The 21,055-nt window shown below is 67.7% G+C and carries 17 protein-coding genes; 9 read left to right on the forward strand and 8 right to left on the reverse strand.

Annotated elements, in window-relative coordinates:
• Nucleotide 1 precedes the first annotated feature (1 nt).
• The 6 genes from H7A86_RS02500 to H7A86_RS02525 all read left to right on the forward strand — a co-directional run bounded on the left by H7A86_RS02500 (nt 2) and on the right by H7A86_RS02525 (nt 5,752).
• A complete protein-coding gene (locus H7A86_RS02500) occupies nt 2-739 on the forward strand; it encodes a DUF6776 family protein (RefSeq protein ID WP_104583527.1) in 738 nt (245 codons plus the stop codon).
• 3 nt (nt 740-742) lie between these two features.
• A complete protein-coding gene (locus H7A86_RS02505; protein WP_104583528.1) occupies nt 743-1,192 on the forward strand; it encodes a bactofilin family protein in 450 nt (149 codons plus the stop codon).
• 83 nt (nt 1,193-1,275) lie between these two features.
• Nucleotides 1,276-1,662 carry an iron-sulfur cluster insertion protein ErpA gene (gene erpA / locus H7A86_RS02510; RefSeq protein ID WP_024938186.1) on the forward strand — a complete coding sequence of 129 codons (387 nt, stop codon included), beginning with the start codon at nt 1,276-1,278 and terminating at the stop codon, nt 1,660-1,662.
• A 652-nt stretch (nt 1,663-2,314) separates the two neighbouring features.
• Nucleotides 2,315-3,577 (forward strand): lipase family protein, encoded by a 1,263-nt coding sequence (locus H7A86_RS02515; RefSeq protein WP_119130408.1) that lies wholly within the window; start codon nt 2,315-2,317, stop codon nt 3,575-3,577.
• A gap of 311 nt (nt 3,578-3,888) precedes the next feature.
• Nucleotides 3,889-4,779: an NAD(+) diphosphatase gene (gene nudC / locus H7A86_RS02520; RefSeq protein ID WP_119130410.1), complete on the forward strand. Its 891-nt coding sequence runs from the start codon at nt 3,889-3,891 to the stop codon at nt 4,777-4,779.
• 79 nt (nt 4,780-4,858) lie between these two features.
• The gene (locus H7A86_RS02525) at nt 4,859-5,752 is read left to right on the forward strand and encodes a hypothetical protein (protein WP_119130411.1); all 894 of its coding nucleotides are present in this window, start codon (nt 4,859-4,861) and stop codon (nt 5,750-5,752) included.
• A 406-nt stretch (nt 5,753-6,158) separates the two neighbouring features.
• Here H7A86_RS02525 and H7A86_RS02530 read toward each other — a convergent pair whose 3' ends face one another.
• The 4 genes from H7A86_RS02530 to H7A86_RS02545 form a co-directional block, all read right to left on the reverse strand.
• Nucleotides 6,159-6,569 (reverse strand): DUF2752 domain-containing protein, encoded by a 411-nt coding sequence (locus tag H7A86_RS02530; protein WP_119130413.1) that lies wholly within the window; start codon nt 6,567-6,569, stop codon nt 6,159-6,161.
• Complete coding sequence (locus H7A86_RS02535) at nt 6,569-6,913, reverse strand: CD225/dispanin family protein (RefSeq protein ID WP_104583533.1); 345 nt, start codon at nt 6,911-6,913, stop codon at nt 6,569-6,571. Before H7A86_RS02535 ends, H7A86_RS02530 begins: the two co-directional genes overlap by 1 nt.
• 241 nt (nt 6,914-7,154) lie before the next feature.
• Nucleotides 7,155-9,077 (reverse strand): MFS transporter, encoded by a 1,923-nt coding sequence (locus H7A86_RS02540; protein ID WP_119130415.1) that lies wholly within the window; start codon nt 9,075-9,077, stop codon nt 7,155-7,157.
• Nucleotides 9,078-9,138: 61 nt separating this feature from the next.
• On the reverse strand, nt 9,139-10,047 hold the full coding sequence (locus tag H7A86_RS02545) for a LysR family transcriptional regulator (protein ID WP_119130417.1): 909 nt from the start codon (nt 10,045-10,047) through the stop codon (nt 9,139-9,141).
• Nucleotides 10,048-10,144: 97 nt separating this feature from the next.
• On the opposite strand from H7A86_RS02545, the gene H7A86_RS02550 reads away from it, so the two are divergent.
• The gene (locus H7A86_RS02550; protein ID WP_119130419.1) at nt 10,145-11,335 is read left to right on the forward strand and encodes an MFS transporter; all 1,191 of its coding nucleotides are present in this window, start codon (nt 10,145-10,147) and stop codon (nt 11,333-11,335) included.
• Nucleotides 11,336-11,468: 133 nt separating this feature from the next.
• Here the strand turns inward: H7A86_RS02550 and yccS are convergent, their stop codons facing one another.
• From yccS to purH, 3 genes are all read right to left on the reverse strand, one after another.
• Entirely contained in the window at nt 11,469-13,682 is a 2,214-nt protein-coding gene (yccS, locus tag H7A86_RS02555) for a YccS family putative transporter (RefSeq protein ID WP_119130420.1), read from the reverse strand.
• Nucleotides 13,683-13,924: 242 nt separating this feature from the next.
• Entirely contained in the window at nt 13,925-15,220 is a 1,296-nt protein-coding gene (gene purD, locus H7A86_RS02560; RefSeq protein WP_119130422.1) for a phosphoribosylamine--glycine ligase, read from the reverse strand.
• Nucleotides 15,221-15,352: 132 nt separating this feature from the next.
• Complete coding sequence (purH, locus tag H7A86_RS02565) at nt 15,353-16,936, reverse strand: bifunctional phosphoribosylaminoimidazolecarboxamide formyltransferase/IMP cyclohydrolase (RefSeq protein ID WP_119130424.1); 1,584 nt, start codon at nt 16,934-16,936, stop codon at nt 15,353-15,355.
• A gap of 74 nt (nt 16,937-17,010) precedes the next feature.
• On the opposite strand from purH, the gene H7A86_RS21215 reads away from it, so the two are divergent.
• Together H7A86_RS21215 and H7A86_RS02575 are read left to right on the forward strand one after the other, a co-directional pair.
• Nucleotides 17,011-17,352, forward strand: coding sequence for a hypothetical protein (locus tag H7A86_RS21215; protein WP_115675828.1), 342 nt, complete (start codon nt 17,011-17,013; stop codon nt 17,350-17,352).
• An 820-nt stretch (nt 17,353-18,172) separates the two neighbouring features.
• Nucleotides 18,173-20,401 (forward strand): beta strand repeat-containing protein, encoded by a 2,229-nt coding sequence (locus H7A86_RS02575; protein ID WP_119130426.1) that lies wholly within the window; start codon nt 18,173-18,175, stop codon nt 20,399-20,401.
• A 324-nt stretch (nt 20,402-20,725) separates the two neighbouring features.
• Here the strand turns inward: H7A86_RS02575 and fis are convergent, their stop codons facing one another.
• Entirely contained in the window at nt 20,726-20,998 is a 273-nt protein-coding gene (gene fis, locus H7A86_RS02580; RefSeq protein WP_104583541.1) for a DNA-binding transcriptional regulator Fis, read from the reverse strand.
• Nucleotides 20,999-21,055 lie beyond the last annotated feature (57 nt).

The raw sequence follows: 21,055 nt of genomic DNA on the forward strand, positions 1-21,055 counted from the left end.
CATGCGACCAGCCGCACGCGTTCAGATCGTCCAACGTGACTCCGGCGGTGGCCGTTCCGGCGGCCGCTGGCGGTGGCTGGTGATCGCGCTGGTGTGGCTGGCATCGCTGGGCGGGGCATGGTGGATGGCCAGCCGTACCGCTGCGCCGCGCTTGGTCGAGGCCGAGGCGGCGTTGCAGCAGGCGCAACGCAGTCAGGCCCAGCAGCGTCGGCAGATTGCGCAGTTGCAGCAGCGCCAGGTCAATCTGGAAATGTCCGACAAGATCAGCCGCGCCGCCAACACCGAAGTGCAGGCCTCGCTGGCCGAGCGTGACGAGCAGATCGCCGCACTGCGTGCGGATGTGGCGTTCTACGAGCGCCTGGTGGGCTCCACCGCGCAACGCAAGGGGCTCAACGCACACTCGGTGCAATTCAGCGCAGAGGCCGGCGGCACCTGGAACTACAGCGTGGTGCTGACCCAGAACCTCAACCGCGGCGCGATCAGCCAGGGCCAGCTGCGCTTTACGGTGGAAGGCGTGCGCGCCGGCAAGCTGGTCACGGTGAACTGGAACGAGCTGCACCAGAAGCCGGATGCGGCCGGGCAGGCCTACTCGTTCCGCTATTTCCAGCAATTGGACGGCAGCGTGATCCTGCCGAAGGATTTCACTCCGCAACGTGTCAAAATCACCCTGAGCGGCGACGGGGCGCCGGTCAATCAGACATTCGACTGGAAAGTCGCCGGGAGTGGCGCGGGGGAGTAGCTCATGTTCGGAAACAAATCCAACCGTGGTGCGCAGACCGTGGTCGATACCTTGATCGGGCCGCAGGTGGTCATCCGCGGCGACCTGGTGTTCAGCGGCGGGCTGTATGTGGAAGGCCGCATCCTGGGCAAGGTGATCGCCGAAGACGGCGCCGGCGCCATCTTGACGGTGGCCGAGCAGGGCAGCATCGAGGGCGAGGTGCGCGCGCCGGTGGTGATCATCAACGGCCAGCTGACCGGCGATGTGCATGCGGCCGAGCGGGTCGAACTGGCCGCCAACGCGCGAGTGCAGGGCAATGTGCATTACCAGGTGGTGGAGATGAGCGCCGGTGCGCAGCTCACCGGGCGCCTGATCCATGCCGCCACCGCCGGCGCGACCGCCGCGTTGCCGGCGCCGGACGCCGGCCGTGCCGAGCCCGCCAAGGCCTTGCAGGCCGAGACTGCCGAGGCCTGAGTGCGTGGCCTGCGGCTGAAGCGGGGTGTCGGGTTTGGCAGGCAGTGCTTGAAGTGGGGCCGCCTGGCCCCCATGCTGACGCCATGAGCACGCTCGTTTCGCTTCCCACCGCCGCCCCGGCCCCGGACTACCAGTCCATCGACCGGCCGCTGAACTTTTCTGTGGCCGCCGCCAGCAAGGTGCGCGAGCTGATCCAGGAAGAAGGCAACGCCGAGCTGGCGTTGCGCGTCTATATCCAGGGGGGCGGCTGTTCCGGCTTCCAGTACGGCTTCGAGTTCGACGAGAACCGCGCCGAGGACGACCTGGCCGTGGCCACCGACGGGGTGACGCTGCTGGTCGACCCGCTGAGCCTGCAATACCTGATGGGCGCGGAAGTGGACTACACCGAAAGCCTGACCGGGGCGCAGTTCGTGATCCGCAATCCGAATGCCAAGACCACCTGCGGGTGCGGCAGCAGCTTCAGCGTCTGAATCGACGCGGTTGCCGGTGTTTGAGGCGCGGGCGATCTGCTGCGTGCAACGTTTCCATGTTCAGCGCGGCGTGGTGAGTGCGGTAGCGGCATAAGTGCGGCGACAGGGCTGCATGCGGTACGTCGCTTGTGTGCATTGCGGGTCTTTTGGACGCGATGCATGTCGCGCGACACCAGCACCGATACCGATACCGATACCGTTCGCCGGGCGCAGTCAAAACGCCGAGCGATGTGCGCCACGTACCGCGCAGACGATCGCCACCGGGACGAATGCCACGGGGTGGTATGGCGCCACGCGCCATCGATATGCATGTCTAACGCGCTGTAAACATTTGCGTGCTGCGGGTTTCGCCATGCGCGCGCAAGCTTCGTGCGCGTGAGCTGCAGCGCGTGCGGCGATGGCCATACTGCACGCACGCTCAGCGCCGGTGCCCGGACATGCTCGCTTCATTCATGCATCGCGTCTTGTCTTGCCTGACACACGCAGGCCTCGCCACTGCGCTGAGCGAGCGTGCCGCGCGCGATGCCACTTCCACACCATGGCGCAGTAAGCGCATCGCCACGCGTGCGTACGTGGATCGGGCAGCTGATCCCGCTCCTTTGTCGCGCCGGCTCCCTGCCCCTTGCATCCATCCATGAGAGAACGTCTCACCATGTTGCAGATCAGAACCCGATCGGCGTTTGGCCTGCTGGCCATGCTTGGCATCGCCAGCGCAGTGCTTGCACCCGGCGCGCAGGCGTCACCCGCGCGCGGCAGCTTGCTCAGCAGCAATTTCCTGACCAGCTACACCCGCGATGCGATTGCCGCATTGCTCACCGCCGAGCCGGCGGCCGAACAGCCCAGATGCAACGTGCGCGTGGCCGAGTTCACCTATGCCACCGTCGGCGTCGATGGCGAACCGGCCACGGCCTCGGGCGTGGTGCTGATTCCGGGTGGCGAGCGTTGCACCGGTCCGTATCCGTTGCTGGGCTGGGGGCGGTCGACCGCGACGCTCCGCAACGAGGAACAGGCCAAGGACATCCGTGATGCCAAGGGGAACGACCCGCTGGTCACCCGTCTGGCCAGCCAGGGCTATGTGGTGGTCAGCAGCGATTACCTGGGGCTGGGCAAATCCAGCTACGGTTTCCATCCCTACCTGCATAGCGCATCCGAGGCCAGTGCGACGATCGATGCGCTACGCGCGGCACGCAGCGTGCTGCAGCGGATGAAGACGCCGTTGTCCGGCAAGGTGATGCTGTCGGGGTATTCGCAAGGCGGTCATGCCGCACTGGCAACCCAGCGGGAAATCGAGGCGCATCTGTCCAGCGAGTTCCATCTGGTGGCCAGCGCGCCGATCTCCGGGCCCTACGCGCTGGAGCAGACCTTCGTGGACAGCTGGAGCGGGAGCAACGCCGTCGGTGAAAGCAGCTTCGGCATCATTCTGGGCAGCTACGCGATCGTCGCGATGCAGCACACGTATCGCAATCTCTATCTGGCGGCCGGGCAGGTGTTTCAGGACCCATGGGCGGCCAGGGTCGAGGGGCTGTTCCCCGGCAAGCTGGGCCTGACCGATCTGGTGCTGGGCGATACGCTGCCCGGGATCGATCAGCTCAAGGCGTATTTCCAGCCCGGGTTCTATCGTGACTTCGCCAGCAACCCGGACAATCCGTTCCGCAAGGATCTGGCACGCAACGACGTGCTGGACTGGGCGCCGCAGACGCCGACGCTGCTGTGCGGTTCGTCCAACGACGCGACCATCCCGCTGAAGAATGCGGTGACCGCCATTGCCGGTTTCAAACGCCGCGGCAGCACCCAGGCAGCGCTGGTGGACATCGGCAGTGGCGACCCCAACGACAACTCGGCTTTCGTGCATCTGACCACCAATGAGCCGTGCATCGTCGCCGTACGGCATCAGCTGCTGGACAAGCAGCGCTGAGGCCTGGATGGTGAGGCGCTGCCAGCGCCGATGATCGGTCGCGTCCCGGGTCCGCCTGGACGCGTCACGATCCGATCGAGGCCTTGTCGCTGTTGCAGGCGACAAGGCTGAGCATGCCCGGATTCGACCTGGTTGCCGCAACGCCATGCCGATTGCGCGTGGCCTGCCGTGCGGCGCAGCGCGCAATGTGACGCAGTCAGCACCGCCGGCGAGCGCGGGCCCGTGGCACGTCTGAACGCGCGCCGCCAGCCGGGCCTGCATCCGTGGCGCGCCGGTTGCAGGCGATGCCGATTATCGGCAGGCTTGCGCCGATGTCAGAGCCTTCCTTTTCCGCCTCCGGTTTTGCCTTCACCCACGCGCCGCTGGATCGCGGCGACCTGCTGCGTGACGATGCCGCTGCGCTGGCGCGTCTGTGGCCGCAAGGCCGCGTGCTGCTGCTCGATGCCAAGGGCACCGCGCTGGCCGATGCCGATGGCCAGCCGCTGCTGATGGACGGTGCCGCGCTTGGCGAAGCGCCGGACGGAGCGATCTTTCTGGGGCTGCGCGATGGAGTCGGCTGGTTCTGCCTGCCGTCCGATGTGCCGGGTGTGGAAGCGCCGCAGCGCATCGACCTGCGCCAGGCCGCCGCCGACTGGCCGGCAGACGTCTCCACCGCGTTCGCCTACGCGCGCGCGATGCTGCACTGGCAGTCGCGCACGCGCTTTTGCGGTGTCTGCGGCGGGGCGATCGCGTTCCGGCGGGCCGGCTTCATCGCCCATTGCACGCAATGCCAGACCGAGCATTACCCGCGCGTGGATCCGGCCATCATCGTGGCGGTCAGCGATGGCGCGCGCTTGCTGCTGGGGCGGCAGGCGAGCTGGGCGCCGGGGCGCTACTCGGTGATTGCCGGCTTTGTCGAACCCGGCGAGTCGCTGGAGCAGACCGTGGCGCGCGAGGTGTTCGAGGAAACCCGCGTGCAGGTGCAGGACTGCCGCTACCTGGGCGCGCAGCCGTGGCCGTTCCCGGGCGCGTTGATGCTGGGCTTCAGCGCGCGCGCTGCGGCAAGCGAAGTGCCGCAGGTCACCGGCGAGCTGGAAGACGCGCGCTGGGTCAGCCATGCCGAGGTCAGCGCGGCACTGGCCGGCGACGGCGAGATCGGGTTGCCGCCGCGTATTTCCATCGCGCGCGCGCTGATCGAGCATTGGCATCGCGTCCATGGCTGAGCCGGGGCGAGCGGCGCAGCGCACGCAGATCGGGTGCGCGTGCAGCGGCTCGGCTAGACTCGGCTGAGGAGGCCCACCCATGTTCACCACCCTGGTTGCTGTCGTCGTCGCACTTGCGCTGGGCCACCTGGCGCCCGCCCAGGTGGCGCGGCTGCGGCGTTTCGAATGGTTCGGCCAGTGGCTACGCCGGCTGGACAGCCATGCGGCCGGGCGCGGTGCGTGGCAGGGGCGTTATGGCGTGCTGCTGGCACTGTTGCCGGCCCTGCTGGTGGTGCTACTGCTGCAATGGCTGCTGGACGATGTGTGGCGCGGGTTCTGGGCCTTGCTGTTCGGCGTGGCGGTGCTGGCCTGGACCTGGGGGCCGCGCGATCTGGACCGCGATGTGGAAGCGGTGATCGATGCCGACGCGCCGGCGTTGCGGCGTGAGGCCATCTCGCACCTGCAGGCCGCCGGCGGCAGCGTGCACGAAGATGCGCCGTCGCTGGTGGAAGCGGTGGTGGTCAACGGGCTGCGGCGCTGGTTCGCGGTGCTGTGGTGGTTTTTGCTGCTGGGGCCGTTCGGTGCGGTGCTGTACCGGCTGACGGCGCTGGCGGTGGAAAGCCCGCTGTCGGTGCTGCTGCCGCCGCGCAACCTGGCCGGCGCGCGTTGGGTGCTGGCCGCGCTGGAATGGCCGGTGGCGCAGTTGATCACCGTGTCGATGGCGCTGGTGGGCAATTTCGACACGGTGTTCCGTGCCTGGCGTGAAGCGCATGGCAATCGGTGGTCGCTGGAGCCGCATTTTCTCGGTGCGGTGGCGCGTGCCAGCGTTAGTGCCGAACTGCGCGAAGAAGCGCACGACTACACCGATGCAGGGCTGGTGCCGGTGTGGCGCCGCCTGCCGGAAGTGCGCGATGCGATGAGTCTGGTCTGGCGCGTGCTGCTGCTGTGGATGGTGGTGCTGGCGTTGCTGGTGATCGCCGGATGGGTGCGGTAGGCGCGATACAGGCGCGCCGCTGCGCGTTGCAATATCCACCGCATCAGGCGATTGTTCGCGGCTACCCTGGCGCAAGCAGGTTGAAAGGAAACCGCGCCAGGCATGATCCCGGGCGCCGCAATGCATGGCGCGCCGCTGCGCGTTGCAATATCCACCGCATCAAGCGGTTGTTCGGGCTACCCCGGCGCAAGCAGCGTGAAAGGAAACCGCGCCAGGCATGATCTCGGGCGCCGCAATGCATGGCGCGCCGCCGCGCGTTGCAATATCACCGCATCAAGCGGTTGTTCGCGGCTACCCCGGCGCAAGCAGCGTAAAAGGAAACCGCGCCAGGCATGATCTCGGGCGCCGCAATGCATGGCGCGCCGCCGCGCGTTGCAATATCACCGCATCAAGCGGTTGTTCGCGGCTACCCCGGCGCAAGCAGCGTAAAAGGAAACCACGGCAGATTCCGTGCAATCCAGTACAGCGGCAACGCCCATAACCAGAACTTCGGCTCGGACATGACGGCCACCACGGGTGCGAACCAGCGCGCGCGCCAGCCGGCCTTCCAGGCAATCAGGCCGGGCAGGGTGCACAGGCCGAGCACGGCGGCCGGGTTCATGGCGAAGGCGCCGGGGAGATCGAAGTGCACCAGCGCATACAGCGCGCGGGTCATGCCGCAACCGGGGCAATAGCAGCCGGTCACGGCACGGAACACGCAGGGCGGGAACGGGCTGTTGCTCGCGTTCGGATCGAAGCGATACAGCAGCGACACGCCAAAGGCGGCCACGCTGGTGGCCGCCCCGAGTCCAAGCCAATAGCGTGGACGCAATTCCATTACTGCATGTGCTGCAACTGCTGCATGTAGTCCATGTAGCCCTGCATGCCGCCGGTGGCGACCACGCCGATGTTGATCAGCAGGCCGATCACGGCCAGCACGCTGGTCACGATGCACCAGGTCTTGGCGGTGTTGGAGGCACGCCGTGCGCCGTCGATGTCGCCCTGGTTGAGCAGGCCGTTGACCTTGCTGGAGAAAACGATCGCCACGATGCCGGTGATCAGGGCCGGGCAGCACAGGCAGAAACCGAGCACGGTGGAGACGATCGCCCAGATCAGGTGATTGGGGACCGGGCCGGGTGCGGCGCTGGACGAGGGATGGATCGGCGGTGGGATGGCACTCATGGTGAAGCTCCTTGGGTGGTAAACAACAGCGAGATGTTGCAGCGCGCGGGGAAGGCAGCGATGGGCCGCGCAGGCAGCGTCCGCCGGTCACGGCGAACGCGTCTGACACGGTGATGTGGCGTACGGCGACTTCCCCCGGTCCTTCTTGTCGCGCCCGCTAGGCGAGCGCGGCGGCAATACGTGCAATGGCGCACAGGCTACTCGCGGCGCGCGACGGACGCAAAGCCCACGCCGGCCGCACTCATGGCTGATCCTGGCGCAGTGCACGGACCTGCTGCTCGAGCAGCGCGGCGGTCGCCGCGTCGCCGGGAACCGCTGGGCCGGCGGCCACTTCGATATGCGCGCGGATCCGGCGCGGCACGCGCATGCGGCCCAGGCGGGTGTCGCGGCGGCTCCACATGCTCGACCACATGCCACGCAACGCCATCGGAATCACCGGCACCTGGCGGCGTTGCAGGATCTTTTCCACGCCCGACTTGAACGCTGCGATCTCGCCATCCCGGGTCAAGGCGCCTTCGGGGAAGATGCACACCAGCTCGCCGTCGGCCAGCGCCGCATCGATACGGTCGAAGGCCTGTTGCATCAGCGCGGGGTCTTCACGCGCGCCGGCGATCGGGATCGCCTTGGCGGTGCGGAAGATCCAGCGCATCACCGGGATGCGGAAGATCTTGTAGTACATGACAAAGCGCACCGGGCGCGGGATCACCGCCGACAGGATCAGCGCGTCCATGTAGCTGACGTGGTTGCACACCAGCAGCGCGGCGCCTTCCTCGGGCACATGGCGGTCGATCTCGCGTGCGCGCAGCCGGTACAGCACGCTCACCAGCACCCAGCTGAGAAAGCGCATCAGGAACTCGGGCACCAGGGTGAAGATCCACAGCGCCACCAGCGTATTGGCCAGCGCCAACGCCAGGAACACCTGCGGAATGCTCAGGCCCGGCAGCGGAATGCGCACGCCCAACAGCACCAGCTGCGGCAACTGCAGCGCGATGCCGACGATGGCGGCGGTGACGATGAACAGCGAATTCTGGATGTTGAGCCCGGCGATCACGCGCGAGAGTTCGGCCTTGGGCGTGCGGCTCTGGATCAACGCGAACAACGGCACCACGAACAGACCGGTGAACAGGCCGATGCCGACCAGATCCACGATCAGGCGCACGCTGCCGGCCTGCTGCACGAACTGGCCGATCGACAGATCGGTGGCGGGCGCAGCGCCCGGGCGTGCGAAATACAGGTCCAGCAGGAAGGCGCTGATGCCGAACGCGCCCAGCGGCACCAGGCCGATTTCGACGGTGCGCCCGGACAGCCGCTCGCACAGCAGCGAACCGACACCGGTGCCGATCGAAAACAGCGCCAGCGCGAACACGTACAGATCCTGCTGCCCACCAAGATTGACCTGCGCATAGGTGGGCAGCTGCGCGGTCAGCACGGTGCCGACGAACCAGAACCACGACACCCCGAGCACGGCGTTGCGTACCGCCGGCGTGCGCCGGGTCAGGCGCATGATGGCGCGCGATTCGGGGATCGGGTTCCAGTTGATCTTCAGCTCTGGCGCGCCGGCGTCGACCTTGGGCACCAGCCGCGCGACCAGGTTGCCGGTGACGGCAATGGCAATCACCGCGGTGGCTGCGGCCTCCGGCCCATGGCTGCCGGCGATCTGGAAGATCAGCCCGCCGAAGATCATGCCGCACAGGATCGAGATCGAGGTGCCCATCTCGACCAGGCCGTTGCCGCCGGTGAGTTCCTCGGGCTTGAGCACCGAAGGCAGGATGGAATACTTCACCGGCCCGAACAGCGTGGACTGCAGGCCGGTGCAGAACAGCGCAATCAGCAGGATCACCATGTTCTCGGTGAGAAAGCCCACCGCCGCCAGCGACATGATCGCGATCTCCATCGTGGTGGTGATCACGATGAGCTTCTGCTTCTCCAGCTTCTCGGCGATCTGCCCGGCCAGCGCGGAGAACAGGAAGTACGGCAGGATGAACAGTGCCGGCGCCAGATTGGTGTACAGCGTGCGCTGCGCCGCATCGATGCCCAGGTAGAACAACAGGCCGATGATGGCCTGCCGGTAGACGTTGTCGTTGAAGGCGCCCAACGCCTGCACGGCGAAGAACGGCAAGAAGCGGCGCTGCCTGAGCAGGGCGAACTGACTGTGACCGGACATGCAGTTTCCTTTGCGAACGCGCGCAGCCTAGCAGGCTTCCACGGCGGGCTGGTGCATGCCGCTACGCGCGGCGCGGCGTGCGTGCCGATGGCGCGCGCCGCGCGGCCTGGGCGCGCAGCAGCGCCACGAAGGCGCGTGCGGCCGGGGTGGGGTCGGGCCGCCACACCGCATAGGTCGAAAAGCCGAAGCGCTCCTTCAGTGCGACCGTCACCACCCCGCGCATGGCCGCGGCCATGGTCTGCGGCACGATACCCACGCCCAGGTCGGCGGCGACCAGTTCGCGCATCAGATCGGCGTGGGTGACCTCGTATTGCTGGCGTTGCCGCAAACCGGCCTGCGCGAAGGCCGCATCGACGATGCCGCGCACGCCGGCGCCGGCGATCAGCCCGGCCATCGGTTCGTCGTCCAGCTCGGCCAGCGCCACCCGCTTGCGCGTGGCAAAGCGATGGCCGGGCGCCACGATCAGGGCCAGGGCCTCCTCGTGCAGCAGCAGCCGCTGGTCGGGCACTGCGACCTGCGGGCCGACGCCGACCAGGGCCACATCCAGCCGGCCTTCGCCCAGGTCGTGCAGCAGGGCCTCGCTCATGGCGGTGCGCAGGTGCACGTCCACCCGCGCATGCGCGTTGCGAAACGCGCGCAGCAGCGCCGGCAGCTGCACGGTGGTGAGCGAGGAAATCTGCCCCAGCGTGAGCTGGCCACGCACCGTGCCCAGGGCCTGGGCCATTTCCTCGTGCAGGCGCTCGGCCGCGCGCAAGGTGGCGCGGGCGTTGTGCAGGAATACCTCGCCGGCGGCGGTGGGCCGCACCCGACGGGTGCCGCGCTCGAACAGGCGCGCGCCAAGGGTCTGCTCGATCTTGGCGACCTGGTGGCTGAGCGCCGACTGCACGGTGTTGCAACGGCGCGCGGCGGCGGTGAAGCCGCCTTCCTCGGCCACGGCCACGGCGAACTCCAGTTGGCGCAGGGTCAGCATGCGATCTCAAAACGCGATGGACACGGTGAAAACAATACATTGGAAAGATGCCGCGTCGCTGCCCACACTGCGCCCACTCCTTCAGCAGGCACCTGCCATGACCGTCGAACCGATTGCCCCCCCGCCATTGCCGCGCCGGCTGGTGTTGCTGATGGCCGCCGCCACCGGGCTGGCGGTGGCGAGCAATTACTACGCGCAGCCCTTGCTGGAGACGCTGGCGCAGGCGTTCGGGATCCAGGTGCGCAGTGCCGGCGCGGTGGTGACTGCCGCGCAGCTGGCCTACGCGGCGGGGCTGCTGTCGCTGGTGCCGCTGGGCGACCGGCTGGAGCGGCGCGGGCTGATCGTCGGCCTGTTCGTGCTCAGTGCGCTGGGCCTGCTGGTGAGCGCCGTCTCGCACAGCTTCGGCATGTTGCTGGCCGGCACGATCGTCACCGGTGCCAGTTCGGTGGCGGCGCAGATCCTGGTGCCATTCGCCGCGACCCTGGCCGCCCCGCACGAGCGCGGGCGGGTGATCGGCACGGTGATGAGCGGCCTGTTGCTGGGCATCCTGCTGGCGCGCACCGCGGCCGGGGTGCTGGCCGGGGTTGGCGGCTGGCATACGGTGTACTGGATCGCCTCCGGCCTGTTGCTGGTCACCGCCTGGCTGCTGTGGCGCGGGCTGCCGCGGCATCCCGGCAATGCGCAGCTGTCGTATCCGCAGCTGGTGGGCTCGGTGCTGACGCTGCTGCGCGACGATGCGGTGCTGCGCGCGCGCGCGGTGCTGGGCGGGTTGATCTTTGCCGGCTTCAGCATGTTCTGGACCACGCTGGCGTTCCTGTTGTCCGGGCCCGCCTATGGCTATGGCACGGCGGTGATCGGGCTGTTCGGCCTGATCGGTGCGGCTGGCGCGCTGGCGGCCAACCGTTCCGGTCACTGGTCCGACCACGGCCATGGCGACCGTGTCAGCTGGGGCGGGCTGGTGATGCTGCTGCTGTCATGGGGATTGCTGGCGTTTGCGCCGCAGTCGATCGCGCTGCTGATCGTCGGCGTGTTGCTGCTGGATATCGCGGTGCAAGGCGTGCATATCGCCAACCAGAGCGTGATCTACCAGCGCAATCCGAACGCACGCAATCGCATCACCTCGGCCTATATCACCTGCTATTTCATCGGTGGTGCGGTGGGCTCCACGCTGGGCACGGCGGCCTATGCGCAGGCCGGCTGGAACGGCGTGGTGATCGGTGGGGCGGTACTGGCGGTGGCAGCGCTGGGCTGGGTGGGGCTGAGCGTGGCGCGCAAGCAGTGGAAGTAGGTGCGGCGGACGGAGCGACGCCGCAGGCGTTGGACGGGCGTGGCCCGGACGTGCATCGCATGGCCCGGCATCGCGCTTGCGTGCGGACGCAGGCGTGCCTGCTGCGGTGTCCAGGCGCACCGACAACGGTGCGCTAGGCCTTGGTGGCCGCCAGCCGCGTTGGCGTCTCTGTGGGTGCCGTCGTGACCGCCAGGGCTGCGGCACGCAGCTTGGGCAACAGCCGCAGCGTCAGTGCCAGCTGGTCGCGCACCAGGCGCTGCTTGGGCGGCAATTGCACGGCGTGCTGTTCCAGCGCTTCGGCGGTGGCGATTTCCTGGCTTTCGTCGTGCACCGGCAGCGGCTGGCGTTCGCGCAGGGCGGTGGCGATTTCACCCAGCGCGCGCTGCAGGTAGTCGCCGGCCTGCGCGATGGCGGGATCGTGTTCGCCATCGAGCGCGGCGCGATGCGCGCCAAGCGCGGACAGATAGCCGAGCAGGGTGTTGGACAGCGCCAGGAAGCGGAAGCCGGCGTCCAGGTTGCGCCGATAGCGGCCCGGTTCGCGCAGCATGTTGGACAAGGCCACCGACAACGCGGCATCGGCGTTGTGCATGTCGCGCCGGGCAATGCGGTAGGGCAGGTCGTCGCGCATGCCGCTGGCGTATTGCTCCAGCACCTGGGCCAGGTAGCGCGCGCAGCTGGCCAGCACCGTGGCCATCACCTGGTTGAGGCGGCGGCCCTGCCAGTCCGGCAGGATCAGGAACGAGGCGGCCGCGGCGATCGCGCAACCGATCAGCGTGTCGATCAGGCGCGGCCAGATCAGCACGAAGCCATCGCCGAGCAGGTTGAAGCAGAACAGCGCCATCACGGTGATGCCGGCGGTGGCCAGCATGTAGCGATCGGTGCGGGTGATGAAGAAGACCAGTGCGGCGGCCAGTGCCAGCAGCAGCTGCACTTCGGTGCCGGGAAACAGCTGCATCAACGCCCAGGTGGCGACCAGGCCGATCAGGGTGCCGGCGATGCGCTGCACCAGCCGCAGACGGGTGGCGCCGTAATTGGGCCGGCACACGAAGGCGGTGGTAAGCAGGATCCAGTAGCCGTTGTCGGCATGGATGGACTGCATGATGGCGTAGCCGACCACCAGCGCGATGGCCATGCGCAGGCCGTGGCGGAATAGCACCGAGCCGGGCGTGAGTTGCTGCAGCAGACGCGCGCCCATTTCGCGCAAGGTATGCGGCGAGGAATCACGCAGGCGGGTGTCGAGGTTGTCGCTGGTGGAATCGGATTGCGCCGCTTCCGACAGCTTGCGTTCGATGCTCTGCAGGTTGGTCACCAGCAATTCCAGCGCGCCGAGCAGACGCGCGAGGGCGGGGTCGGCACGCGCGTGCAGGTAGTCCAGCGACTGGCGCAAGTCTTCGGTGGCCAGGCGGCTGTTGTCGCCGTAATCGAACGGCTGGCGCAGGCGGATCGCCTCGCCCAACGCGGCGCAGGCTTTGCCTTGCAGCGCGAGCAGGCGCTGGCAGCGGTACAGCACGTCGCTGTGGAAGAACGCGTCGGTCAGCGCTTCGTAAGGATAGTGCGAGGAGCTGGCGCGCTCGTGGAATTCCTGCGCCATGTAGTACAGGCGGAAATACAGGCCCGATTGCACGCCAGGCCGCCCCGAGCGGCCGAAGCGGCTCATGATCGCGGTCTTGGCGGCGTTGAGCGCGCCGACCACCTTGGCGTTCTGCTCGGCCAGCGCCAGCCGGCGTGCGTGCAGGTCGCTCTGCCGCACCGGTTCGAACAGGTCGGCCTTGAGCTTGAGATAACGCCCCAGCTCGAAGAACAGCCGCGACAGCCGCTCGCGCACCGGGCGATTGGCGAACAGCAGGGTCCACAGGATCGACAGCACGCCGTACCAGGTGGCGCCGATCAGCAGCAGCATCGCGCCATGCCAGGCGATCGACGGATCGTGGCTGCCGTGCTGGTCCATGCCGATCATGGCGTAGATCGACAAGGCCACGGTGGCCTGCGCGATCGAGGCGTAGCGCTCGCCCAGCGCGCCGAGCAGGGTCAGCGAGAAGGTCGCCACCGCCATGCCGGTCACGAACGCCAGCGGATACGGGAACAGCAGCACCACCGACGCGGCGGCGGCGGCGAAACACAGCAGCGACAGCAGCACCGACTTGATGCGGCCCAGCCAGTTGTCGTCGGTCTCGGCGATGGCGCTGGCGATCGCGCCCAGGAACAGCGCCGGCACCGCGGTGAGCTGCTGCCAATGCCAGCACACGCCCATCGCCACTGCCAGCGCGATGAACACGCGCAGGCCATAGCTGGCCTTTTCATGGGCCCACAGGCGGCTCAGGCGGGTTTCGAAGGAGGGAGTGGCCACGGTCTCTGCAAGGCAAGGTGCCCGGGCATTATTGCCGCAGGCACGCGCCGCCGGGGTGGAGGGCGGCTAATTCTTTGTCAGTAGGGCAGCGTTTGTGCGGATTGGAGCCGATTGCGCGATGACGGTGCCTGCACTGCAGCCCAGTTGCACGTGCCTGCGCGCAGCCGCGTGAGCTGCGCGTCCGGCCAACTGCACGGGCATGTATCGCGCTTGACGACCTTGCAACGTGTGGTTGCGAGTGCTCAGCCCTGTGCGTCGCGCTCGCGGGCGATCGCACGCCAGCCGATATCGCTGCGATGAAAGGCGTTGGTCCAGTGGATCGGCTGCAGGCCGGCATAGGCGTTGCGCTGCGCCTCCTGCACGCTGTCCCCCAGGGCGGCAACGCACAGCACGCGGCCACCGGCGCTGACGACCTCACCGTTGGCATTCAGTGCAGTGCCGGCATGGAAGACCTTGGCGGTGGCGGGCACGGCGTCCAGGCCGGTGATGACTTCGCCGGTGACCGGGGTTTCCGGGTAGGGCCGGGCAGCGATGACCACGCCCAGCGATGGACGCGGGTCCCAGTGCGCCTGCGCCTGGTCGAGCTTGCCGTCGATGGCCGCGTCGAGCAGATCCACCAGGTCCGACTGCAGGCGCAGCATCACCGGCTGGGTCTCCGGGTCGCCGAAGCGCACGTTGAATTCGATCACCTTGGGCGCGCCGTGCGCATCGATCATCAGCCCGGCGTACAGGAACCCGGTGAACGGCACGCCGTCGGCGATCATGCCCTGCACGGTCGGCTCGACCACCTCGCGCATCACCCGCGCGTGCACCTCGGGCGTGACCACCGGGGCCGGCGAATACGCGCCCATGCCGCCGGTATTGGGGCCGGTGTCGCCGTCGCCGACGCGCTTGTGGTCCTGGCTGGTGGCCATCGGCAAGGCGTGGGTGCCGTCGACCATGGAGATGAAGCTGGCTTCTTCGCCATCGAGAAACTCCTCGACCACCACGCGCGCGCCGGCATCGCCGAACGCATTGCCCGAGAGCATGTCGCGCACCGCGTCTTCGGCCTCGCCCAGCGTCATCGCCACGATCACGCCCTTGCCGGCGGCCAGGCCATCGGCCTTGACCACGATCGGCGCGCCTTTCTCGCGCACGTACGCAAGCGCGGCGTCCACCTCGGTGTGCACGGCGTAGTACGCGGTGGGGATGCCATGACGCGCGAGAAAATCCTTGGCGAAGGCCTTGCTGCCCTCCAGCTGCGCGGCCTTGGCAGTGGGCCCGAAGATGCGCAGGCCGGCGGCGTGGAAACGGTCGACCACGCCCAGCACCAGCGGCACTTCCGGGCCGACCACGGTCAGCGCCACGGCTTCGCGCTGGGCCAGGGCGAGCAGGCCATCCAGGTCATCGACCTTGATCGCGACATTGCGGCACTTGGTTTCGGTCGCGGTGCCGGCATTGCCCGGTGCCACCAGCACTTCGCTCACGCGTGCGGACTGCGCGATCTTCCAGGCCAGGGCATGTTCACGGCCGCCGGAGCCGATGACGAGGATTTTCATGTGAGTGCCGGGAATGGGGAATGGGGAATAGGAAAAGCAAAGTCTCTGGTTCTGCGGGCCGTACGGTGTGGAGTGGTATCTAGGGAACCGCTCTGCCGATTCCCGATTCCCAACTCCCCATTCCTGGCTCTATCAGTGCCTGAAATGCCGTACGCCGGTGAACACCATCGCGATGCCGTGTTCGTCGGCGGCGGCAATCACTTCGCCGTCGCGCATCGACCCGCCGGGCTGGATCACTGCCTGGATGCCGGCAGCGGCGGCGGCATCGATGCCGTCGCGGAACGGGAAGAACGCGTCCGACGCCATCACCGAGCCGGCCACCGTGAGCCTGGCTTCCTCGGCCTTGAGCGCGGCGATCTTGGCGCTGACCACGCGGCTCATCTGCCCGGCGCCCACGCCGATGGTGCGGTTGTCCTTGGCGTAGACGATCGCGTTGGATTTGACGTACTTGGCCACGCGCCAGGCGAACAGCAGATCGCCCAGTTCGGCCTCGCTGGGCGCGCGCTGGGTGACCACGCTCAGCTCGCCCAGCGACATGCCGCGGTTGTCGGACGACTGCATCAGCAGGCCCGAGCCGATCCGCTTGGTGTCGTAGTTGTTGAGGCCGTTGCCGTGCGGAATCTTGAGCACGCGCACGTTGGCCTTCTTGGTCGCGTAGTCGAGCGCGCCGGGCTCGTAGTCCGGGGCGATCAGCACTTCGACGAACTGGCGGTCCAGGATGGCTTTCGCGGTCGCCGCATCGAGGGTCTTGTTGAAGGCCAGGATGCCGCCGAAGGCGCTGGTCGGGTCGGTGGCGTAGGCCAGCTCGTAGGCATCGCCGCAGGCCGCGCCCACCGCCACGCCGCAGGGGTTGGCATGCTTGACGATCACGCAGGCCGGCGCATCGAACTGGCGCACGCATTCCCATGCCGCATCCGCATCGGCCAGGTTGTTGTAGCTCAGCTCCTTGCCCTGCAACTGCTGGAAGGTGGCCAGCGTGCCCGGCACCGGATACAGGTCGCGGTAGAACGCGCCGGCCTGGTGCGGGTTCTCGCCGTAGCGCAGGTCCATCACCTTGACGAAGTTGGAATTGATCTGCGCCGGGAACGGGCTGCGCGTGGGCACCGCTTCGGCGCTGTCGGCCACCGCCGACAGGTAGTTGCTGATCGCCGCGTCGTACTGCGCCACGCGGTTGAACGCGGCCACCGACAGCGCAAAGCGCTTGGCCGCCGACAGCTGGCCGTCGTTGGCGTCGAGTTCGGCCAGCAATTCGGCGTACTGCGCCGGGTCGGTGGCCACCGCCACGCGGGCGAAGTTCTTCGCCGCCGAGCGCAGCATCGCCGGGCCGCCGATGTCGATGTTCTCCACCGCGTCGGCCAGCGTGCAGTCGGCCCTGGCGGTCACCGACTCGAACGGATACAGGTTCAGCACCAGCAGGTCGATCGGCACGATGCCGTGTTCGGCCATCACTGCTTCATCGACGCCGGCGCGGCCGAGCAGGCCGCCGTGCACCAGCGGGTGCAGGGTCTTGACGCGGCCGTCCATCATCTCCGGAAACCCGGTCAGCTCGGCGACGTCGGTGACCGGCAGGCCCGCCTCGCGCAGCGCCTTGGCGGTGCCGCCGGTGGACAGCAGCGCGACGTTGCGCGCTGCCAGCGCGCGGGCCAGATCGACCAGGCCGGTCTTGTCGGAAACGGAGAGCAGGGCCCGGCGCACGGGCAGGAAATCAGAGGCCATTGGTGGGGGCTATCAAGGCGGGGCAGCCGATATTGTAGGCCGCACCGGCGCTCGAATGGGCTCGACTGCCCGTGATGGCGTCGATCCATGCGCGGGCAGGACACTTCCGGGCGCTGCTGCGGCCGATGCCGGGCACGCTGTCTCGCGGCGGCATCGGCGCCAGCCAGGTGATGCCCGCTGCGGCTGCAGCGTCGTTGCTGGTGGCCGCGCTGGTCGGTCGCGCGGGCCATGGCGGCGTGCGCGACCAGCTGGCCTCGGTCTGCGTCGCTGCCAAAGGTGGCGTTCCCTGTGATCTGCGACAGCGGGGCGCGAGTGCGTGGCGCACCTCGGTGCCCGGCTTGCAGCGATGCCGGGCACCCGATGACGCAGACGACGCGCTCCGGCCACAGGCGTGCCAGGCTTCGATCATCAGGTGATGCGTCGCAACGGGCGATACGTTCGACGCTGCGCGAACGTTGCATCGGCCAGGCAGACGGTTGCAACAGTGTCTGCTGCGCGTGTTGCCTGACGCCAGTCACCGCTGCGGGCAGTCATCGCCACGATGAAACTGCCAACCGTGCATTGCCTGCAGGCGCGAATGGATCACGCGCATTGAATACACTGCATCTCAGTTGCAGCCTCGCACGGCATTGCCACGGGGCGCGGGGGGGCCTCTTTTCGCGGGCGATGGCGCTTCATCTGATGCCGGCATGCGTTCGCGACGCGATGCGGTGAGTGCGCGACACGTTCCTTGATTCGGCTTGTGCACTGACGAACACAATCCGGAGCCGGTCGCAGATTGATCAAAAAAACCGGTCCCCGTGCGTGGCGCACCCGGCTGTCCTTCGGGAATGCGCACCTGTCTTCCGCTGCGGCGACAGTGGCCACGCCGGGCTGACCGACGATCTGTGCTCGCTGACCGATTCGCTCAACCGGTTCACCAGCAACGACGCTCTCGGCGAGGCGTCCCGTCGCTAATTGCTGCAACGGCTGTCGCGCAGGAGCCAGCCTTGCCGTCACTCCCCGCTGCGTCTTGCCGTCACGGCCATCCATGACCCTGCGATTCAAGCAAGACACCGCAGCGCGCGTGCGCCTGGTGGCGCTCGTCGATGACCAACCGCCGCAGTACCGCGACTGCCCTTGCCGATGGGCGGATCCGTCTCGCCATGACGGCGGGATGACCCGCATCCCTCGATTGGCCAGGGCATGCACGCCGGTTTGCGCAGCTGCCCGGAACATCCTCATGAGAGCAAGCCTATGAATCGCGAAAAAGTCCTGGCCTTACGCACCTGCACGAACAACATGTCCGATCATTGCGGACTGATCTGGCCGCAGTCCGGTAGTGTCGAGTGCCGGCATTGGCAACCCACCATCAAGCAGGAAAACGGTTTGACCGGCCTGTTGTGGGGGCAGGGCACCAATGCGCATCTGAACATGCATGCCGATGCGCATTGGGTGGTCTGCATGGTGGATACCGCCGACATCATCTGGTTGGGCGAGGAGGGAATGATCAAGTTCCCCCGCGCCGAGGTGGTCTACGCCGGCAACCGTGCCGGCGCGATGCAGTGCATTGCCGCGGGCATTGCGCAGCACACCCCGCCCCAGCCGGAGCCGCCTGCAGTCGTTGCCGCGGACTTCATTCCCAAGGCAGCGCAGGCGCAGTTCACTGCGCCGGCCGTCGACAGCGGTGCGCCTTCCACCGCGCCACATCCAGTGGCGGCCAGCGGCATCGACCCACAGGCCGCACAGCCTTCGAATGCGATCTTGCGCACCCGCGAAATCGCCACCTATGGCAGCACGCTCACGGGCGCCGACCAGAGCCAGCTGATCGCCGGCTATGGAAGTACCGAGACTGCCGGTGACGGCAGCGAGTTGATCGCAGGCTACGGCAGCACCGGCGTGGCCGGATCCGACAGCACCATCGTTGCCGGCTACGGCAGTTCCCAGACCGCAGGCGGGGGCAGCACGCTGACGGCCGGCTATGGCAGCACCCAGACCGCGCGGCATGGCAGCGACCTGACCGCCGGTTACGGCAGCACGGAAACCGCAGGGGCAGACAGCTCGCTGATAGCAGGCTATGGCAGTACGCAAACCTCCGGCGGCGACAGCTCGTTGACGGCCGGTTACGGCAGCACCCAGACCGCGCAGAACGGCAGCGACCTCACTGCAGGCTACGGCAGCACCAGCACGGCGGGCACCGACAGCTCGCTGATCGCCGGCTACGGCAGCACCCAGACCTCCGGCGGGGAAAGCTCGCTGACGGCCGGCTACGGCAGCACGCAGACAGCGCAGGACGGCAGTGACCTCACCGCCGGCTATGGCAGCACCGGTACCGCCGGTGCCGACAGCTCGCTGATTGCCGGTTATGGCAGTACACAGACCTCCGGCAACGACAGCTCGCTGACCGCGGGCTACGGCAGCACGCAGACCGCCCGCACCGGCAGCGACCTCACGGCCGGTTACGGCAGTACCTCCACGGCCGGCGCGGACAGCACCTTGATCGCCGGTTACGGCAGCACGCAAACCTCCGGCGGCGAAAGCTCGCTCACTGCCGGCTACGGAAGTACCCAGACCGCGCGCAAGGGCAGCGACCTGACTGCCGGCTATGGCAGCACCGCAACCGCCGGTGCAGACAGCACCTTGATCGCCGGCTACGGCAGCAGCCAGACCGCCGGTGGCGACAGTACCCTGACCGCCGGCTACGGCAGCACGTTGATCGCGCAGGACAACAGCTCGTTGACCGCGGGGTACGGCAGCACCGAAACCGCCGGGCAGGACAGCTCGTTGATTGCCGGCTATGGCAGCAGCTTGACCAGCGGCGTGCGCAGCTATCTGACGGCCGGCTACGGCAGCAACCAGATCGCCAGCTATGGCAGCTCGTTGATCGCGGGGCACGAAAGCACCCAGATTGCCGGCCATCGCAGCATGCTGATCGCCGGCAAGCTGAGCTCGCAGACGGCCGGTTCGCGCAGCACGCTGATCGCCGGTATGGGCAGCGTGCAGACGGCGGGCGACCGCAGCAAGCTGATCGCTGGCGCCGACAGTACCCAGATCGCCGGCGATCGCAGCAAGTTGCTGGCCGGCAGCAACAGCTTCCTCACCGCCGGGGACCGCAGCAGGCTCACCGCAGGCGACGACTGCACGCTGATGGCGGGCGACCGCAGCAAGTTGACCGCGGGAAAGAACAGCATCCTGACGGCCGGCGCCAACAGCAGATTGATCGGCAGCCTGGGCTCCACCCTGACCGGTGGCGAAGACTCGGTGCTGATCTTCCGCTGCTGGGACGGCAAGCGCTATACCAACATCATCGCCAAGACCGGAGAAGAGGGCGTCGAGGCCGACACCGCCTATCAGGTGGACGAAGACAAGAACGTGGTCGAGAAGTTCGACGATCCGTTCGACACCATCGCCACCATCGTGCTGGAACAGGGCAGCGGGCCGGCGTCCGCAGGCGACCATGCAGCGGTGACGCACTTGCCGAACTGAGCAATCCCCTCGACCAGGCGATCGGCGTTGCCGATCCAGCACTGCGGCCAACCGCCGAAGACGCGGCGGTTGGCCCAATCAGATGAAGAAGGCGCGCCATGCGCGGCACGCTGGGCGCGACGGAAGTCCTGCGCCAAGGCGTGGGATCAAGAGCGAACACTTTGGGCAGCCCGACCCGACATCAACACGCTGCGCATTCCGCAACACGCAACGAGATCGTCCATCGGCCGCGTCATCACCAAGCGTGCCAGCGCAGCGCACTGCCAGCCCGCAGCACACCCCAACGCTCTAACGATTCCCCACTCCCGATTCCCCAATCCCGTCCTACGTCAACCCGTACTCTTTGAGCTTCTTGCGCAGCGTGGCACGGTGAATGCCCAGCATCGCCGCCGCGCGGCTCTGGTTGCCTTCGCAGTGGTTGAGCACTTCCACGAACAGCGGGATCTCCATCTCGCGCAACACGATTTCGTACACATCGTCGGCGTCGCTGCCGTCCAGGTCACGCAGGTAACGGCGGACGGACTGGGCCACGTGTTCGCGCAGCGGCGACTTCGGGGCGCCACGACCGGGGTCAGGGCGAGAGGGGGCTGCGTTCAAAGGAGGGTTCCCAGTGTCACGAAGCCGGGACGCGTGGCCGGCGAGGGGGAGTGAGTC

Origin of the sequence: Xanthomonas euroxanthea, assembly GCF_903989455.1 — a bacterium.
Taxonomy (GTDB): Bacteria; Pseudomonadota; Gammaproteobacteria; order Xanthomonadales; family Xanthomonadaceae; genus Xanthomonas; species Xanthomonas euroxanthea.

Excerpts from the sequence above, each read along its gene's own strand:
- H7A86_RS02515 (WP_119130408.1), top strand. The coding sequence starts at position 2,315 with ATGTTGCAGATCAGAACCCGATCGGCGTTTGGCCTGCTGGCCATGCTT.
- H7A86_RS02525 (WP_119130411.1), top strand. The coding sequence starts at position 4,859 with ATGTTCACCACCCTGGTTGCTGTCGTCGTCGCACTTGCGCTGGGCCAC.
- H7A86_RS02545 (WP_119130417.1), bottom strand. The coding sequence starts at position 10,047 with ATGCTGACCCTGCGCCAACTGGAGTTCGCCGTGGCCGTGGCCGAGGAA.
- H7A86_RS02575 (WP_119130426.1), top strand. The coding sequence starts at position 18,173 with ATGAATCGCGAAAAAGTCCTGGCCTTACGCACCTGCACGAACAACATG.
- H7A86_RS21215 (WP_115675828.1), top strand. The coding sequence starts at position 17,011 with ATGGCGTCGATCCATGCGCGGGCAGGACACTTCCGGGCGCTGCTGCGG.
- H7A86_RS02535 (WP_104583533.1), bottom strand. The coding sequence starts at position 6,913 with ATGAGTGCCATCCCACCGCCGATCCATCCCTCGTCCAGCGCCGCACCC.
- purH (WP_119130424.1), bottom strand. The coding sequence starts at position 16,936 with ATGGCCTCTGATTTCCTGCCCGTGCGCCGGGCCCTGCTCTCCGTTTCC.
- erpA (WP_024938186.1), top strand. The coding sequence starts at position 1,276 with ATGAGCACGCTCGTTTCGCTTCCCACCGCCGCCCCGGCCCCGGACTAC.
- H7A86_RS02500 (WP_104583527.1), top strand. The coding sequence starts at position 2 with ATGCGACCAGCCGCACGCGTTCAGATCGTCCAACGTGACTCCGGCGGT.
- nudC (WP_119130410.1), top strand. The coding sequence starts at position 3,889 with ATGTCAGAGCCTTCCTTTTCCGCCTCCGGTTTTGCCTTCACCCACGCG.
- H7A86_RS02540 (WP_119130415.1), bottom strand. The coding sequence starts at position 9,077 with ATGTCCGGTCACAGTCAGTTCGCCCTGCTCAGGCAGCGCCGCTTCTTG.
- H7A86_RS02530 (WP_119130413.1), bottom strand. The coding sequence starts at position 6,569 with ATGGAATTGCGTCCACGCTATTGGCTTGGACTCGGGGCGGCCACCAGC.
- purD (WP_119130422.1), bottom strand. The coding sequence starts at position 15,220 with ATGAAAATCCTCGTCATCGGCTCCGGCGGCCGTGAACATGCCCTGGCC.
- H7A86_RS02505 (WP_104583528.1), top strand. The coding sequence starts at position 743 with ATGTTCGGAAACAAATCCAACCGTGGTGCGCAGACCGTGGTCGATACC.
- H7A86_RS02550 (WP_119130419.1), top strand. The coding sequence starts at position 10,145 with ATGACCGTCGAACCGATTGCCCCCCCGCCATTGCCGCGCCGGCTGGTG.